Source organism: Algoriphagus sp. PAP.12 (assembly GCF_026652115.1).
Classification (GTDB): Bacteria; Bacteroidota; Bacteroidia; order Cytophagales; family Cyclobacteriaceae; genus Algoriphagus.
Map to the genome: position 1 here is coordinate 1 of NZ_JAPPSQ010000021.1, position 18,637 is coordinate 18,637.

General features: G+C 36.9%; 11 protein-coding genes. All 11 read right to left on the bottom strand.

The window, feature by feature from the left end; translation table 11 throughout:
- On the bottom strand, positions 1-1,584 hold a 1,584-nt coding region (locus O0V13_RS18650), incomplete at its 3' end, for a DEAD/DEAH box helicase (RefSeq protein WP_268036508.1).
- A 99-nt stretch (positions 1,585-1,683) separates the two neighbouring features.
- Positions 1,684-2,088, bottom strand: a complete 405-nt coding sequence (locus O0V13_RS18655; RefSeq protein WP_268036509.1) for a (deoxy)nucleoside triphosphate pyrophosphohydrolase — start codon at positions 2,086-2,088, stop codon at positions 1,684-1,686.
- The gene (locus O0V13_RS18660) at positions 2,075-2,959 is read right to left on the bottom strand and encodes a YDG/SRA domain-containing protein (protein ID WP_268036510.1); all 885 of its coding nucleotides are present in this window, start codon (positions 2,957-2,959) and stop codon (positions 2,075-2,077) included. The genes O0V13_RS18655 and O0V13_RS18660 overlap by 14 nt, the downstream gene beginning before the upstream one ends.
- A gap of 134 nt (positions 2,960-3,093) precedes the next feature.
- The gene (locus tag O0V13_RS18665; RefSeq protein WP_268036511.1) at positions 3,094-3,948 is read right to left on the bottom strand and encodes an HNH endonuclease; all 855 of its coding nucleotides are present in this window, start codon (positions 3,946-3,948) and stop codon (positions 3,094-3,096) included.
- Entirely contained in the window at positions 3,926-5,899 is a 1,974-nt protein-coding gene (locus tag O0V13_RS18670) for an AAA family ATPase (protein WP_268036512.1), read from the bottom strand. Before O0V13_RS18670 ends, O0V13_RS18665 begins: the two co-directional genes overlap by 23 nt.
- Before the next feature lie 227 nt (positions 5,900-6,126).
- Complete coding sequence (locus O0V13_RS18675; RefSeq protein WP_268036513.1) at positions 6,127-8,928, bottom strand: TrlF family AAA-like ATPase; 2,802 nt, start codon at positions 8,926-8,928, stop codon at positions 6,127-6,129.
- Positions 8,929-9,180: a hypothetical protein gene (locus O0V13_RS18680; RefSeq protein ID WP_268036514.1), complete on the bottom strand. Its 252-nt coding sequence runs from the start codon at positions 9,178-9,180 to the stop codon at positions 8,929-8,931.
- A 461-nt stretch (positions 9,181-9,641) separates the two neighbouring features.
- Positions 9,642-11,069, bottom strand: coding sequence for a DUF1501 domain-containing protein (locus O0V13_RS18685; protein WP_268036515.1), 1,428 nt, complete (start codon positions 11,067-11,069; stop codon positions 9,642-9,644).
- Positions 11,070-11,166: 97 nt separating this feature from the next.
- A complete protein-coding gene (locus O0V13_RS18690) occupies positions 11,167-13,542 on the bottom strand; it encodes a DUF1549 domain-containing protein (protein ID WP_268036516.1) in 2,376 nt (791 codons plus the stop codon).
- Positions 13,543-13,668: 126 nt separating this feature from the next.
- A complete protein-coding gene (locus tag O0V13_RS18695) occupies positions 13,669-15,171 on the bottom strand; it encodes a RagB/SusD family nutrient uptake outer membrane protein (RefSeq protein ID WP_268036517.1) in 1,503 nt (500 codons plus the stop codon).
- A 10-nt stretch (positions 15,172-15,181) separates the two neighbouring features.
- The gene (locus O0V13_RS18700; protein WP_268036518.1) at positions 15,182-18,511 is read right to left on the bottom strand and encodes a SusC/RagA family TonB-linked outer membrane protein; all 3,330 of its coding nucleotides are present in this window, start codon (positions 18,509-18,511) and stop codon (positions 15,182-15,184) included.
- Positions 18,512-18,637 lie beyond the last annotated feature (126 nt).

An 18,637-nucleotide genomic window follows, 5' to 3' on the forward strand; every position in this document is an offset into this window, starting at 1 on the left:
CATCTTTCCATGGTAGGGTTTGGCATTAAAACCATCCTTGGTTAACCGTTCCGCAAGCAAAAAAGCCTTTCTGGTTCTTGAAACATAGATGATGGTCGGACAATTCTTCTCCTCAATCAACAGTCTAGTTTGTTGATATTTTTCTTCTTCGTCCCCTTTTTCAAAAACTTTATACTGAAGATTTGTTCGTGATGCTTTGGAGGTATAGAGTTCTAGATCCAGTGAAAGTTTTTCTTTGAAGTAGTCGCGGATATCTTCTATCACTTTCTGCTTTGCCGTTGCGGTAAAACAGGAAACTGGAATTCCCTCTGCTAGATTTTTCTTCTCTTGAAGTTGTCTGATGAAATCACCAATATATAAGTAGTCTACCCTGAAATCTTGACCCCATGAAGAAAAACAGTGGGCTTCATCTATAACAAATCGGACAATCTTTCTTCCTAAAATCAATCGCTCAATTGACTTGGACCGAAGTGATTCGGGTGAGATGTAAAGCATGGTAGCTGAGCCATCTTCCACTCTTTCAAAAGATTTAGCCCTTTCAATCGGGTCAAGCAATCCATTGATGGTTACTGCTTCGGTTATTCCAATTTTTTCAAGGTTGTCAACCTGATCTTTCATCAAAGATTGTAAGGGGGAAATTACAACGGTCAAGCCCTTGGCAGCTTCACCACTCATTAAAGCAGGAACCTGAAAAGTGATTGACTTCCCTCCCCCTGTCGGAAAAATTGCCACTATTGATTTGTTATCAATGGCTGCTTTTACCGCTTTCTCTTGAAGGGGTTCCCCTCCATAAGTCCTAAAAGAATCAAAGCCAAAAAATCTTTTCAACCCCTTATGAATGTCTAAAGCATTGTTGCAATACGCACAACCGCTAACACAAGATTCGTTTCGCAAACGAAACATGATTCTTTCTACTTCCGGGTAATTTTTCAAAACCCATGGCGGTGTGATAGAATGGATTTTCTTGTATTTGATGAAAGAGCCTATGAGCGATAAGCAGTAGGCAAGTTCAATCGGATGCGCTGAAATAATTCTCTTAAGGTCAACTTGTTCACAAATCTCATTTTGAAATTTATTGCGAATTAATTTTTCCAGGTCAATAAGCTCACTTGTGTATCCTATGAAACGAAAAAAGGAACCAAACTCTCTTTTGTCTTTGAGTAACAAATAGAAAATTTGCTTAAGAACTTCATCTGTCTGTTTGAATGCTGTTACTTCATCAAAAAGCAAATCTTTTGCTTTGATGGAATCATTCAATGGATTGTTTAAATCTTCCGATTGTAGCTTGTCGTCCTTTACTAAGGCATGATATGGCCTGGTAGGAAAAAGAAGAGGGGACAAAAATAAGGTATCAATGATGTTAGCTGAATTTATCCCCGCATCAGTGATTGATTGGCCTATATACTCTAAATCGTGGCAAAAAATGTTGTGTCCACAAATGAATTCTGTTCCCCTTAGAAATTGAATAAATTCAGCGACTGAAGTTTTATGAAAAGTACTTCCATCGATCTTGACAGCCCCAATATCATGAATCTTTCGACTCTTTGGGTCAACCTCTGTATCAATAAATGCAATGGACTTCACGCTCAGTTACTCGGGGTTTATTCGTTGACTTTTTGATCTATTTACCTTCTTCCTTCATGAGCCCTCCAGTTTGAAGCAAAGACATTGTTTTAAGGAGTCTTAGGTCCTGTTGGACGGTTTTTTATCTAGTAAAAACTTAATTAAGGGAATATCAGCTGGAGCAAAATTATATTCACCTAATTTTAAACTATCAATCCATTCAAAAGTATCATGGTCGGTCAATTTCCCATGGTAATTGATTAGTTGACATTTGTAACCTAACAATTCGATCTGGAAGTTGCTATAATTATAATTGGATTGGCCGATAAAATCTTTGATTACCACTTCCATTTCTAGCTCCTCATGTAATTCTCTTTTTAGAGCTTGTTCATTCGATTCACTTTCTTCTATTTTACCACCTGGAAATTCCCAGTATCCAGCAAGTGATTTACCTTCCTTCCTTCGGCAAATGAATACCTTTTCATTATCGAAAATAATTCCACAAACAACTCTAATTGTATCCATGACTTTCTCTATGATAACGGATGTTGTCAAGGTCTAATTTGTGACTCGTTAATACCGTCAATTTGCCTGATTCTGCACCTATTAAATCAAAGTTATCTTTCACCGAGAACGCTCCTTTATCAAACATGACATGATGATTCGGACATAAGCATAATAAATTTCCTAGACTATCATCACCATTGTGAGGTTTTCCAAGAGGCTTTATATGAGCTCCTTCAGAGTAAAACCCATTTTTTGTTGGAATGGCTACATCACAAACTTGACATTTATGTTGATAAAGTCTTTTTACATCTTGGGCAATTTTTGTGTCGCGGACAATTTTTAAAACTGTCCCTGAAACACGTTTCTTTTCCCGTACAGCATGATCTAAATTAAGCTCAATTTCTTCAGCTGTTTTCCTATCAGCGTTTTCGCCAGTATAAATTAGCCTGAAACGACAAATTTTAAAACCACTTTTTCCTGTTTTTTGCCAAGCATCAACAACACTATATAATCCCGCATATAAATATCCAGATTTTGGAGAATAAACAGAATTGTGCTGATGACCGCGAATTACTCTAACTGGTAAGCCCTCGTTCATACTTTTTATTAAACCAGCATTTCCTCTATTTTCCCATGTTTGATCAGCTATTTGTTTGCCGGTTTTAGAATCATTACCCCCTGCACCCGTATAAAGAATTTCATCGCCTAAATCTTTATCATCTTCGTATCCTCCTGATAAAACTATTGCAGCAACACCTTCAGTACTATTTCCATCAATCCCTGCCCCCCAGTTTCGATGAAAACTAGATGGCATCATTTCTTTACGTCCTTCAAACCAATGACCCTCCTCAATTCCAGTAATCTCTCCAAATATTATGTCTCTTGGCATATTTTACTATTTATTTTGTATTTGTCGAAGTCGTTTTGGCTATGAGCAGTAGCGTCCCGCAGGGGCGCTATTGCTTATAGGTTTTGTTGGCGGTTCGGTTTTCTTTTTTTAGTTTCGTTTCAGTTTTGTCAATGTCATTTTATTTTAAGTTGTTCTAAAATGTCTTTTGTTAGTTTTGATAAAGGTCGCTTTTCGTGTTCTGCATTTTCAAGATAATTCCCCCAAATAAAGCGGTCAATGTCTGCTTCTTGCTTTCCAAGTCCTTTGTATGATTCAATTAACGAATTGTAGTAACTATGATTGTATGCCTGTGTTTTGTCAATTATCTCATTTACATAGTCAAGATGTTCGTTATAAAGTTCCTTTAATGCAAATACGTTAACGTTTTCATTTGTAGCTGTGAAGTTGATTTCGATTTCATTTTCTAAAGCCCAATCCAAAGAATTATTTCTACCATCTTTTGTTCTCAATTCAAATCTGTAATTGTCTTGAAACCCTTCAATGTATGGGTTTTTGTCTATTGGGTCCTTCGACTTTGTATGATTACAAGTTGGGCAAGCTGGGATTAGATTATAAAGAGATAAAGCCAAGTATGGGTATGTAGATTTTGGGTAAAAATGGTCAAATTCAGGACGAACATTTTTTGTTCCTTTCTGTATTGTAAATATGTATTGACGATTACAATATGGACAAGTTTTTACGTTAAGTTGTTCTGCCAACCATTTTCCTATTTTCTGATTATAAAAAAAATCTTCATACTGCCCTTTCATATAATCTTTAAAATCATCAAACCCGTCTTGATTTAGAGCTTTAAATTCATCGATAATACTATCAAAATCCTTTGCCTCTGATTTAATAATTTTTTCTCTATTTTTTACCCAATAGTTTTGTATAACGTTGCCACGCTTCTTGTTAAACCTTTTTTTTTGCAGTTGTTTTAAATAATCATCTGCAATGACGCTTAAATTACTTCTTTCTATTTTTATCATTGCTTTGTTCTTTTAAAGCGTTTAGCTCAGCTTTTAATTTTTGAACTTCATCTTTTAATTCTGAATAATCAACGGGAGTTAATTCATTGTATTTTTTCAATAACTGGCTTTTAATGAATGGTTCGCCAACCAAAAGTATTTCATTAAATAACTCAGGCGAATGTTCTCCCTTTTGAAGTCTTGCAAACATTTGATTGATTTTTTGTTTTGCAAAAGCTCCAATTGGGACACCATTTAAGAAAAATCCATTTTGTAAAAGTGTATGAATATTTGCACCAAAAGTATTCTCTTGCTCGCTAACTGCAACGGATTTTCCGTAATCTAAAAACAAGACATTCTTTTTAGGTATGTCTGATAGAATAAATGGTGAGTGCGTTGCCATTTCAATATTTAGACTTTCAATGCTAAAATGTAAATTTTCAATATTTCGGATAAGATTGTTTACAAACTGTCTTTGAAATTCAGGGTGGAAATACAATTCAATTTCATCTAAAATAATATTTATGTGGTTGTATTTAACTCTCCGATAACTTCCTTTTATGGAATTTAGGTTTCGTATGTGATACAGAATAGAACTTGTGGTGTAAACTAATTGTTTTTCACCCGAACTAAGTTGTGAAAACGAATAAACTTGATTGGTGTTTTTATCTTTTAATTTTATATCCGTCTCAAAACAATGAGGTGGAATTAAATCAATGTATCGCCATTTACCACTATTCATTTTTCCGTGAACGGTTTTTGCAAACTCCTCAATGGTGTAATGTTTGGTGGAAAAGTGTCTAATCTCAAGAAATGCTAATGTTTGCCTTATTCTAAAAGTAAGATGGCTTTGTTCTTTGTCCATTTCAACTATCAACTTTTTTAGCTCCTCATCAGTTTTTTCAGTCCAAGGGCTTGCATACATAGAAGATAAAGGTGCGAAGTTGTCAAACGCATCGTATTGAGCAACCTTAATAGTTTTATAAGTTAGATACAATATTGCTGCATCATACTCTTCATCTGTTTTGTTTGCTTTTTTGAAATGATACTTTTCCTGCCAAAGACTGATTATTTTTTCTTTTAAGGTTTCAAAAAATGAATCTTCAATTCGATTTCCATCTTTTTTCCAATCATCTTTAATCTTATTCCATTTTGCTTCTGCTTTCTTTTTATCAAGAGTAATGTTTATTGAATTAACAGTATTCTTTTCATTTATATCCGTAAACAAAGCGTTACGCTCTTTATTGTCATTAAAAAATAGAGAAATTAATCTGTCATTAGCCAAACCATTTTCAGTTTGAATGTCTATGTTTCCGTTAGTTCGCATAGGATTTAAAACAACAGGTGTTTGATAACCGTCATTTTTATGAAAGATTCCTCTTAGCCAACAGTCTTTCCGTTGTTCATCCCATTCTTCTTTATATTCTAAAGTATTAAAAGCATGTAATGAATAATTCATCACAATTGTATAGAAAAAGTGTTCTCTTAAATTTTTCTTTGCATCCCCAACATTATTCCATTTGTCTAGTTTGTAATGATATAAAATAACGCTCTCATCTTTTTGTTGTAGCAAGTAGAATTTATTTCCAATTGAAAAATACAATTGAGCACAAACACCTTTTACGGGTATTAGTTCTGCTTCAACTTGAGTAGATAAAATTTTATAGGAAATGTTGTTTATTAATCGTAAAATAATATCAATTAATGCACTTTTCCCACTTCCATTTTTACCTACAATTGCACCAATACTTATCTTAGGTAGCTGAGAATTATTGATACTAAAAAAGTCAGAATTTAAGGTCGAGCTTTCTTTTATTGAAACTCGTAATTTTTGTGAATTTTCACTTTGTTTTAATTCGTAGTCGTTGTAAAACAAATAGGGTTTTCCAATATCTAAATTTTTTCTGATATGAGTGGCGCACCCTTCAAGAATATTTACTGCTATTATTTTTAATTGGTTTTTGTTTTGCATTTCATTTTGTCTTGTCAACTGACTAAGTTAGAATTATTTTGTTTGTTATCGTTAGTGTAATTACCTGATGTGTGAGTCGTCTTAAACTGACCGCCAACGATTAGTATATGAAAAGTAGGCGAATTCGAAACACTAAACTTTAGGTTAAGAAGGAGCTTTGATACGAGCCAAGACCTTTGATTTTATTGCTATTTCGCCTATTTTTTATATACATTGTTACCAGCTGGCTATTTTATATGTTTATATCTTTCCGAACGCATATTAAAAGCTTTTTCACTTCCTTCCATAACGTCACAAATTTCTTTTTTAATTGTCGGTTCTTCAACTGTTCCAGAATATAGAACTTCTAAATTCTTACTTTCAGAATCCATTGACAAAATATATTCAGCATCTCCATTTACTGGAATATTTGCATTATGGGTAACTACTATGATTTGCCTATTTTCTTTAGCTTGTTTTAAGCGATCAACAATTAATTCATATACTAATCTATTATCTAAATCATCTTCTGGTTGGTCTAATAAAAGAGGCGTATTACCTTGAGAAAGAATAAATGTCAAAATCGCTGTTGTTTTTTGACCTGCTGATGCTGTGGATAATGGCTTAAATGTAGATGAACCCGAAGGTTTGTATTGTATATCAATTTCATCTTCGGGAATTAGTAGCTCAATTTCATCAATTTGAGATTCAGACATTCCCTTTACTAAATTCACAAAGTACCCACTAACATTTGTTACAGCTTCCTCTTTTTTAATTTTTAAAAAGATATTGCGAACATCTTTAATTTTATTCTCAACATTGCCATTAAAACAAATGTCAACTAATGAATCAATATCTGTTTCGAAACCAGTCCATCTTTGAGTAATAGCTCTAATTTTATTTACAAAATCAGCTTTATTTCTAAATTGCTTAATTGAAACTTTTACTTTATCATCTTGCATTAAGTCAGCTACAAAATTTCTTCTTAAGACAGTAATGTCTTTAGTCTTCTGCAAGAATTGATTTTGTAGATTTTCTCTTTCAGCTATTTCAGTTGTTAGACTTAGTTCTATAGTTATTATTTTTTCTAGCTCTAATTCTTTTGCTTTTTTAGCTTCTGAAAGTTTTTCATAATTAGAAATGTCATCAATTCCTTGAGCTTCTAATTCAATTTTTTTAGCGTTGAAATCAAGATTATTTTGGTCAAAATCTTTATTCCAATTTGTTAAAAGCAATGAGGTTTTAAAGTCGGTTCTTAATTTCTCAGCTTTTTGCTTTAAAGCCTCAATTTCACGTTTGACTTCTTCATAACCATCAACAACATTTTTGCTCAATGGAGAAATTTCGTCAGAATACTTTGTGTCGAATTCTGTAAAATCAATTTCTTCTATATTAAGAGTATTCGAAAGATTTTCAATTTCATCCTCATTGTTTTTGGCTTCTTGAAAAAATTCATCAATAGTCTTTTTTTGACTTGTGAACTTATTTTTTGAAGTTAGCAATGAAGCTATACCACTTTGTTGTAATAATTTAATTCGAGCGTCTAAATCCGTTATTTCAGTTTGTAATTTTCCTTTTCCTGAAATTTGTTGTCTTATTGTTCTTATGGAAGCTGATTTCTCTAAAAACTCTTTTTTGATTATTTCTCTCTCATTTACAAGAGATTCCATGCCAGATATAGATTTATCAATTCTCTCTCTTAATGAATTAGGTTCTTGAGCTATTTCATATATCTGTTTTTGAGAATATTGCTCATATTGAAAAAAGTCAATAAATGATTCAGCTTCCTCCAAAATCCAATCATCTGTTTCTGAATCGTATTTCTGAATAATTATTGTTTGATTAGCTGAATTAGAAATATTGCTTGCTATTATTTTATAAATAATAGTATTTCTTATAAACTCTATCTCAACTGAAGTGTCTTCCTTGATAACACCTTTTTGAGTTCTAGTATCAAAACTTTTATAAAAGTGATTATGGTCTTCAAGAATTTCTGTTAAATCGGCTAAATCATTTGTACGATTAAACAAGCCTCGAATAAATCTTAAAACACTTGATTTTCCACTACCACGACCTCCAATAATTGTAGTTAATTGTGGGTTAAAATCTATTTTTAAAGGTAAGTTGTCTTCCGTTATTGTTGAATTAGAAACCGTAATAGATTTAATCCATAAGTCTGGAAGATTATAAGGCGAATTAGGAGAATTAAAATCATTCTTAATTCTGAAATCCGGTAATAAAAAGGCTTGTCTCAAACCTTCAAGTGAAGGCATGTCTCCCATTTTAATCCAAGTAAACCTAGTTCCAATTCCATCTAAACCGTGTTTAGAATTTTTTGGTGCGTGTGGGTTGTCTGAGAAAGTTACAATAGCTTTTTTAGATTCTAAGGCGTATTTTACAGAAGTGTACCATTCTTTAATCGTTGAATCTTCGATTGAAGGTGTTGGATTATTATAATAATCGTTCAACTTTGCTTTCAAATCTACATTACCTGTCGTTTGTAAAGAAGGGTCTAAAAATTCCTTATGAACTACTTGAACCGCATTTATCTCATATTCGGCATATAATTTTTTTAAATTTCCAACACTCACAGAGCCAAGTCCGTTGTATTCGTCAATATGTGCTGGAATTACTAATGCTCCATCTTTTGTAGCTAATTCGGATATTTCAAAAATACTAGAAATGGTTGCCGCCTCTTGTTTCCCAAAATCTTCCGCTTTGATATTCGCTCTAACAAGAAAATCTCTTATGTCCGCAGTAGTTTTAGTTGTGTCAAAAATTATTAGTAAATGAACCTTGCTTGCATCACAAGTTATTTCAACTCCTGGAAAGATTGTCAATGAAGTGCCTTTCGCAGCTTCTTTTATTTCATCAATACTTGCTCCTGTATTATGGTCAGTAACAGCAACACAATTCAAACCTTGCTCAATAGCTCTGTCAACCCATTGTTGAGCGGTTACAGTTTGGTCTTCAAAACACTTACTCGCAGTTGTGTGTAGATGTAAATCACATTTAAACCATCTACTTCCTTTGTAATTTAAATCTGTCATTTAGGTTGTGTTTTTTGCTTGCAGGTAACACTTGTATAAACCCAAGTCCTGACTCCCTATTGCGTTTATATCTGAAATATCCACAATACATTTTGCAGTTTTGGAATTCCTAAAATCGGAACCATTAGGATGTTTCTTTCCTATTTTGGTGACACAGGCTGTCTGCCCCTCTACTTCCGATGTAGGTGTCATCAGAGAAAAGGAAATCAACAAAAAAGTCAAAAAGTAAAAGCTTTGGAAAGCTCTTTTCATCAGGTAATGGGCTTATTAAATTCTCTAGAGAATTGATACCCTTAAAGAAAAGGGATTTTGAGGATAAAAAAATACCATGTAATGGGTATTTTCTGCCTAAAAAGTGAAAAAACAGGGAAACTAATTTCTAATTCCCCACTTAAAAGCTCAATTCTCTAATCCCTTAATCACTAGAATTGTTATAAACTCCCTTAGAATTGAAGCCCTTCCCTCCTTCCACCAATCCCTGGTATTGAATATTTAGCTTCTATATTTCTAATTCCATAACCATCTTAATTTTAGTTTTCCTGATCAACTCGCATTTTGATTTGATCACATGTCTTTTTTGAAATGGATTTGAGGATCTTAATGTCTGTCTATTCCAGAAGTTTTAATAGGTTTTAAGTCTTTTAAAACCCTGTATAATTCCCTCGAAACGAGGGGTACAAATGCAGCGAATAGAACGAAATGCTACCCTATATCTATGATTTTAATAAATCGAACTCAACCTTTCCATGTCCATCAGGGGTGGTATAGAATGGTCTTTGTTCAATCTCATAATTGGTTTCTGGATCAATACCGAGTGCATGGTAGACTGTTTGGTGTATCCTATCTATTTTGATAGGTTTTTCAATACTTTTACAAGGTCTTTCATCAGCCGTTTTACCGTATACATAACCTGATTTTATTCCTCCTCCGAACATGAGCATGGAGCAGCCATCTGTAAAATGCCTGTGCATCCCGTAATTCTTTAAGTCATCAATTTTATCAGGCACTTCAACCTGATCCTTCACTTTTAATCCAGGCCGCCCCTCAGTCAACATGTCTCGACTGAATTCACTGGCAACAATAACCAAAGTCCTATCCAATTTACCGCTTTGGTCCAGATCCTTGATCAATTGAGCAATTGGGGAATCAATCAATTTCTTCATGTCTTTAAGCCTGGTATGGCCATTGTCATGTGTATCCCAGCCCATAAATGGCTCATATTCAGATGTCACTGTGATATACCTGGCTCCTTGATTCACCAACCTTTTTGCAAGTAAGCATCCAAGCCCAAATTTACCTGTGTTGTATTTATCATAACTTTCTTTCGGCTCCAGGCTTAAGTCGAATGCTTTGGCTTCCGGTGAGTTCAATAAAATATAAGCTTGTTCCATGGATCGTTTGAGAGATTCTTTTTGATAATCAGATCCAAATTCTCCCATGGAACTTGCCGATATCAGGTCATGATAAAGTCTATTTCTTGACTCAAAACGCTTCGTGGACATCCCAATAGGTGGACGAACACTGTCCAGCCCTGCAGAAGGATCAGGAATCAAAAAAGGGCCATGTTCTGAGCCAAGAAAACCAGCACTGTGAAAAGCTTTGAGTTCTTCCCCTTCTCCCACTGAAAAGCGTTGACCGATATTGATAAAAGAAGGAATAACAGGATTCAATGGTCCCAGTTCTTTTGAAATCCAGGAACCCAAATGCGGCACAACCACAGACTGTGGGGGTTCATAACAGGTATGAAAATGATATTGATGGCGGGTATGAAGGATATGTCCCAAATCCGCAGCAACATAAGATCTGATCAAAGTTCCTTTATCCATAACCCCTGCGATGGATTCCAGACCTTCTGAAAAATGCACTCCATCCAATGCTGTAGGGATAGAGGGAAAAGTACTGAGAACTTCTTTCGACTCCATTCCTTTTCGAAAAGGTGTGTATTTTTTTGGATCAAATGTCTCAGTATGAGCCATTCCTCCTGCCATAAATAATAATATTACTGAATCCGCAGTGGAAGGGATTTTGCCTCTTTCGCAGGAAGTCAGGAGTCCTGCCAAAGGTGCTCCCATTCCCATCGTCGCCATCGCTGCCGCACTGGTTTTTTTAATAAATTCTCTTCTATTAAGTACTGTATTCATCGCTATTCTTAATTCTTATTCTCCTAGATTTTTATAAAGATTTTAGTCTGGAGGCAGTATTTTCTTAACCCATTGAAATAAGACCTCCAGCCCACCATTATTCTATTACCTGAAACTCAGGCAATAGAATCACTGCCCAAAAAAGATCTTGGATTTGGGCAGCATTGGGTTTTTCGCCCAAAGCTTTTAATGCAATTGCCAGTTCTTGCTCATTTGGACTTCGATTTAAGGCTTCTAAGTAAAGCTCTCGTGTAATCTGTTCAGGAGTAAGTACCTCATTGAGCCACTTTTCTGATCCTTTTTGCAAAACTGTGTTTAAACGCTCTCCATTTGTCAGTTCCAATGCCTGCAATAAACTACCCTGGGTGTCCCTGCTCGTAGAAACTATCTCCCGATTAGGTCTACCCAATGCAGTCAGGAAAGGATTATTGGCTACCAGCGATGCTCTGGCAAAAGTCGGAACTGATACCTCAGGACTCTTTAATTCATAAGGATCATATTTTACTTCCTCCTCAGAAAAGAGAGGAAAAATAATCTCGCTGACTGCATCGGAAAATTGTTCAGCAGTTAGACGCTTTTGGACCATTCCTTCAAATTGGTAATCGTCTGCCAGTACCTCATCAGCGCTGGCATACCCTATAGATTGGGATTGATAGATTTTGGAGCTTGCTATCTGAAAGATCAAATCTTTTAGATCATAGCCATTTTCAACAAAATTGAATGCCAGCCAATCCAACAGGTCCTGACTCCATGGCTCATTGTCCATTTCATCAACGGGTTCAACAATTCCCCTTCCCATCATTTGCTTCCATACTCTGTTGACGATTGTTCGATACATCCTTCCATTTGCCGGTTGGACAAGTTGGTTGGCCAGTTGACGCAGCTTTTCAGCTTTGCTGCCAGTGCTATCTATACTTCCCAACTCCTCCCACAGAATTTCGGTTTTCGCCATTTTCCCTGTTGGGACCTCACATCTGCTGATTTCCAATGTGGAATCTGCAAAAATATTAGCGAAGGCATACGCTTCATCCAACTTCCAATCTGAGATAAAGCTATCATGGCAGGATGCACATTTGAGATTCAAGCCCAAAATCACCTGACCTACGTTTTGGGCAGCCTGCATTTCAGTTCGCTGACTGGCATTGACTGTCCCTCTCCATTTGATCCCTTCAATAAAACCTTTGGATTTTTCTGTGGGATTAAGCAATTCTTTGACAAATTGATTGTATGGCTTATTATCACGCAGAGAAGTGTATAACCAATCACTGATTGCAAAGCGACCATTCGTAATATAGCCTGTCCCTGTATAATCATTTCTGAGTGCATCATTCCAGAAACTGAGCCAATGAGTGGCGTAGTCATCGGATCTATTCAACAACTTTTGCAACCAAATTTCTCTTTTCTGAGGATTAGGATCGTTTTCGAATTCCTCTAATTCTTTAGGACTTGGAAGCAACCCATTCACATCCAGATAGATTCTTTTGAGATAGGTTTTATCATCCACTACAGTTTTCCAATCCAACTTATTTTTCTGAAAATATTCGTTTACCCAAAGATCTATGGGGTTTTTCATTTCAGAATTGCCAGGAGGTAACGAAGGGTTTCTTGGAGCAAGTTCGGCAACACGAAAAACTGATTGCTGAGCGGCTCCATCCGGCCAAGGAGCACCTTTTTCAACCCATAATGCAATCAATTCACGCTCTTCTGCATTTAATAATTTCCCTTTTGACGGCATCACATCATCATGATTTTTATTCAGGTTGATGCGACGAACCAGATCGCTTTCCTCCGGTTTTCCAGGAATCAGGATTTGACCACTTTCTCCCCCTTGGAACACAAACTCTTTTTCATCCAGTCGTAAGTCTCCTTCGATTTTTGCCCCACTATGGCATTTATAACAGTTGTGAGCCAAAACCATCCTCACTTCACCAATAAGTTTCATCTCCTTTTCAGGAGTCAATTCTTCCTGATACGTTGCCAGGTTTATAGGTGTGCTTTCAATTGAGTTTTCATCTTTGGACTGGGGCAAAACTTCAGTGAGAAAATTCTCCCCATGAGTTAGGGCTCCTCCAAAATGACCTGCCAAGGAAACACCTATGGCTGTAATAAAGAGTGTTAACCTGAATCCTTTTATTTGAAAAGCTTTCAATTCCCTTTTACCAAAAGGTAGAAAAGCCAGGAGTATTACACTTAAAACGGCGGTGCTTATGCCTATCCATTTATGAAGTTCCAGAATTTCTCCACTTGTCCCTTCATTGGAAGCCAATAGCCAACCCATTGGTGCAGCAAGCAATGCGCTTACCGCCCCAATGGCCGCCAACATAAAAATTCCAGGCCTGATTTTGGAGTTGAACCTCCCAAAGGTAAAGAGTTCCAATACTGCTGCCACCACAATTAAAGCAATCGGGAAATGGACGATCAACGGATGCAATCGCCCAACTAATTCCCAAAGCCAAAATCCACTTTCTTGCATTCTTACTATTATTTCACAACATGAGAATGTCACCTAGTTGGTTTTCTTCCCTGTTTTATTTTCAACTTGTTTTAATAAATAGTGATTTTACTTGGCTACCTGACTAACCCCTTCAGGATATTAAATTCAATACCCTGGGTTTTGTCTGATTTTAGGATTTATTCTGATCTGATCTGCAGGAATAGGGAATAGCAATTGATATTCCTCAATCTGGTAGTCACCGTTTGAAAACGGAATGCCTCCTCTATCTGTAGTCGGACTTTCAATTTCAGCCTTTCCATGTTTCAACAGTAGGTCGATCAATTCGGAATTAGAATGAGTCCTTTTCAGGTCAAACCAGCGATGGTTTTCAAACGCAAGTTCAATCCTTCTTTCTTTCAAAATGGCCTTTCTCAAGTCCTCTTTTCCAAGGCCAGAGATGGGGTCAAGCCCTGCCCTTTGCCGGACCATATTCAAGTATCCATAAGCTTCGCTGGTAGGTCCATTGACTTCATTGATGTTTTCTGCAAGCATCAGTAATACATCTGCATATCTAAACACTGGCCAATTATCATCTGTGGCCCCTCTTACGGTATGCTCATGATTGTATTTATTGATATAAGGCACGGATACCCAATCCCCAGATTGATCAATATATCCTTCTTTCAATGAGGGATCTTTTCTTTTATCACCCTCCTCATAAAGTGCAATGATTTCCTTTGTCGGGATATTCCAACCCCCACCATCTTGCCCTGGGAAATTGATGACTGATCCATTTGAGGACCTTGGAGCAAAGGTGTAGATAAATGAGCTATTCACCCCACCGGTATTGAGTCCCAGATACTGGATCTCCCAAATAGACTCACTGTTGTTTTTATTACTGGTAAGATAGAAATCCCCATAATTGTCCAATAGGGTATATCCAAGTGGAAGTATTTTATTCAGAGTGGCTAATGATTCGGAATATTGCTTGAGTGTAAGTTGAACTTTTGCCAATAAGGTTAATCCTGCACCCAAAGTGGCTTTTCCTGTTTGATCAGCCGGATAGCTTTCTGGGAGTTTTGCAATAGCCTCCTCCAAGTCCATCAAGATAAATTGATATACCTCATTTTCCGGGACCCTTGAAGCAAGAAAAGCTTCTTCCGGGTTTTGAATAGGTGCATCAATTACAATTACATCCCCAAAAAAACGAACCAGATCAAAATAAATGTAAGCACGTATAAATTTGACCTGTCCTATTGCCTGATCCTTAACCTGTTGGTTGACCTCTGAACTGGCCAATTTGTCCAAAAGGGTGTTGATATTGGCAATTATGTAATAGGAATTATTGTAAAGGGAAGAAATATTGCCGGTACCCGCATTGTATTGCCAATACTCCAAAGCTTCCAAAGAAGGCCCCTGTCCCCTGTCTCCTACATTAAACTGCAGGGTTGTATTGTCACTGATGTATTCTGTAAACTGCCATTGATTATTGAAATAATCCTGTAATAAGGCATACACCCCATTCACAGCCTGATCAATCTCTGCCTCATCTTTGTAAAAGGTATCGACTACCAGCACAGTCGGGTCAGTCTTATCCAAAAACCCCTCACAAGAGGACATCATTAAAACTGGGACAATTACGTATATTATTTTTTTAATAAGTTTCATGGCTCTGGGTTTAAAAATTGATACTTCCACCAATGGTAAATACTCTAGGGACTGGATAAGCTTCATCATCCACTCCAAGGTTTACTCCCCCACGGGTATTCACATCAGGGTTTGATCCTGGGTATTTACTGAACAGAAACACATTTTCTCCACTCAGGAATACTCTAGGTTTATAATTTTTCAGAGAGAAAGTATAGCCCAATGTAATATTACGCAGCCACACATGGGAGGCATCGTAGACATACCTAGAGTTGGATTCCCTTTCCCATTTCCAGGTATTGGAAGTTGCTCCAGTTCCGTCTCCAGGGTTTTCAGCAGATCTCCATCGGTCATTTCCTGATTGAAGTATATTGAATACCCCATCCATATTCATCGTGGTGGATTCAATCACCCGGAAAACATCATAATCAAACGCACCGGTAAACAATACATTGAAATCAAAGTTGGAAACATCTCCTCCTAGAGTCCATCCCAGGATCATTTTGGGATGGGGATTTCCTATCTCTACCATATCTTGGGTATCATAAGAAATTACTCCATCTCCATTGGCATCTACATATTTGTAAACCCCTGGTATAGCACCATCTTGGGTAGGCCAGTTTGCAATCTCATCTTCAGTATTAAAAATCCCTACTTTTTGAAAGCCGTAAAGCATTCCCATAGGTCTGCCAGGTTTTGAGACATTGTAGGTGTCATAAAATCCACCGGTCCAAATCGCATCATTTTCACCTCTGATTTCCAATACTTCATTCCTATTGAAAGTGAAGTTTAGATTACTTCTAACTTTAACCTTGTTGATATTTGTCTGAAAATCAAAGGCTAGCTCCAATCCCTTGTTCTGGACTTTCCCCACATTATCAAGCGATTGGGTAAACCCTGAGATCGAAGGCATTTCCACTGACAATAACATATTGTCTGTTAGTCTTTTGTAGTATTCTGCCGTAACGACAAGTCGGTTGTCGAATAATGCGAGGTCCAACCCAATGTCCAATTGCTGACTTTGTTCCCAACCTAAGTTGCTGTTTCCAAAGTTTGAAAGGACCTGTCCATTAACCAGCCCCCCATTTAGGACATAGTTGGAAATTCTCAAGTTCGAATAACTTGAATAATTTCCGATTGCATTGTTTCCTGTGATCCCAAAACTCCCTCTTAACTTAAGATCAGTGATCCATTCGGTCTTGGGGAAAAATTCTTCCTCATAGATTCTCCATCCTAATGAAGCAGCCGGGAAATTCCCGTACTTATTGTTTGCTCCAAAACGTGAACTACCTTCCCGTCTCATGGATGCAGAAACCAAATATTTATCTCTATAGGAATAATTTGCCCGAACAAAATAGGCTAATAAGCTCCATCCATATTCGCCGGAATTAGTGGTTTGGACTGATGCAGCACTAAGATATCTATTGACATCATTCGGAAAAGTATTCCCATTCCCCTGGAGAAAAGTGGTGTTTTCTTCCTGAGCAGAGAAACCCAGCAATCCTTCCACTCGATGTAGATCAAAGTTTTTGGTGTAGGTCAAGAGTTGATCCGCCGAAATATTGTAGGTATTGAAGGTGGACTGGCCCAGGGTAGCTACTCTTGGAGGAGGTTGATTAAATCCTGTCCCAGCTAAAGTGGAAGGCCTGAATTCCTTTTGTTCACTGCTGTTATAAATAGCGTTTACCGAACTTCTGAATTTAAAATCCTTTAAAAATGAAAGTTCAACAAATCCATTCCCCAAGATATTGTTGGCTAATCTGGTTCGGGTCATTTCATTCAATTCCTGAACGATGTTCGCTGTTCCGAATACTCCATTGGTACCACCAATATACGTATTATAGCTTCCATCTTCATTGTAAACTGGATACCGTGGATCAGCCCAAAGAGATCGTCCAATGACAGCTCCTCTCCCATTCGTTGGAGCATAATTTTCCCTTACATGTGCAGCAGATATATTCCAACCAATGGCCAAAAAGTCGTTGACTTTTCCTTCCACGTTTACCCTTGCATTGAAACGCTTATAGTCTGTATTGATAACCGCACCTTCCTGATTAAAAAATCCCAAAGAAGCAATTGTCTTCAATGAACCTTTTCCTGCGGTTAATGTCCCGTTTACATTTGTATAACTCGCATTCTGATTCATTATCTCCTCAAACCAATCGGTGTTGACCGTGGTTTCCTCAGGATATCTGAACTCCAGTGGGATTTCTTCTAGAGCAGGTTCACGGTTCTCAAAATATCTGATTTTGTCTACGAAACTTTCATGTTTGAAATAGGCAAATTCCTTTCCGCTCATCATTTTGGTCCTTCTTGAATCTGGGACGTTGGTAATTCCCTGATTGACAAAAAGCTGGAAATTCAAAACATCTGATTGAGCTGATTTAGTGGTGATCAAAACCACTCCATTTGAACCTCGCGCTCCGTAAATAGCTGTTGAAGCAGCATCTTTTAGAACTGTAATGCTTTCAATATCTGCTGGGTTTACAATATTTCCAATTGAGGTTCCAATTGGGAAACCATCAACCACATACAGCGGCTCACTACCCGCACCCATGGACCCAATCCCTCGGATGGTCACCTTCATATCCTGTCCGGGTGTTCCTGATTGTTGCTGGACCTGAACACCAGCGGCCTGTCCTTGCAATAACCGGGAAGCATTAGTGGTTGGTATTTCACCAACAGATTCCATATTTATCACCGATACAGCTGAGGTGATATCAGCTTTCCTTTGGGAACCATATCCTACAACAACAACTTCTTCAAGGGCTTGCTCATCTTCCAGCATAGTGACATTAATTACCTGCTGATTACCTACTGCAATTTTTTGTTGTTTAAACCCTATAAAGGAAAAAATCAATACATCTTCAGGATTGGCTGTTATGGAATACTTTCCGTCCTCATCAGATACTGTTCCCGTAGTCGAACCTTCAACGATGACTGTTACTCCAGGAAGAGCCTGTTCAAGGTGATCCCTAATTTCCCCTGTCACGGAAATTCGATCAAATTCTCCTTCTCCATTTAGTGGAAATCCACCGTTGGCAGGCCTCATTGAGATATTTCTGTTGACCTGTTGAAAATTCAGGCCAGTTTGGAATCCGATTTCTTTCAACAAGGCTTCCACAGAAATATTGGAATGAATCGCGGTTACTTTTTTTTGAAGGAATTTATCATTCTCTTGAATAGTAAATTGAAATTCCGTTTGCTTTTCTATTTCCTGAAGTGCCTGAATGAGCCGTTTCCCTTTAAAGGAAACATTCACATAAACTTCGTCGATTTTTTGGGCTTTTATTGAGTGGGCTAAAACCGTATTCAATAGTAGCATCTGAAACAAAAAACCATAGAGGGTAAATTTTGTCATTTTCAGAATTAGCAGTATAGGTTTATTTATCATAATTTTGGGTTATAAAGTACTGAGCTGTATTTTAGAGGTTTATGTAAATTGTCTGCAAACAATTCATTAAACCGTTCAGAATCAATGGACTGC